Source organism: Streptosporangium heterodermiicola, from assembly GCF_051390675.1.
Classification (GTDB): domain Bacteria; phylum Actinomycetota; class Actinomycetes; order Streptosporangiales; family Streptosporangiaceae; genus Streptosporangium.
On the sequence record NZ_JBPJSR010000114.1, the window covers coordinates 1 to 448 of the forward strand.

A 448-nucleotide genomic window follows, 5' to 3' on the forward strand; every position below is an offset into this window, starting at 1 on the left:
GTTCCTGGAGATCCTGGAGAAGTTCGGCCGCCCGACCGTGGACGCCGCCGTGCGGCGGATGGTCGAGGACGGGGAGGCGCGCACCCGCGCCGCGCTCGCCGAGCTGCCGCAGGGGTCGTGGACGGCGGTCGACTGGCTGGACGACGACGGCGTCACCGAGGACCCGGTCCGGATGGAGGTCACCGTCACCGTCGCCGACGGCACCTTCACCGTCGACTTCGCCGGTTCCTCGCCCGCCACGCCGGGTCCCATCAACATGCCGTTCGGCGCGACCATCGCGATCTGCAAGGTCGTCCTCAAGGCGCTCACCTCGCCCGACGAGCCGTCCAACTTCGGCACGACCGTTCCCCTGGAGGTGCGGGCAGAGCCGGGCACGCTCTTCCACGCCGTCTACCCGCAGCCGACGTTCACCCTCTGGACCGGCATCGTCGCGGTCGAGCTCATCCTG

At 71.2% G+C, this 448-nt stretch carries 1 protein-coding gene; it reads left to right on the forward strand.

The window, feature by feature from the left end; all coding sequences use genetic code 11:
- Positions 1-448, forward strand: a 448-nt coding sequence (locus ACSC1Q_RS43130; RefSeq protein ID WP_436764533.1) for a hydantoinase B/oxoprolinase family protein, incomplete at both ends; no start/stop codon positions are given.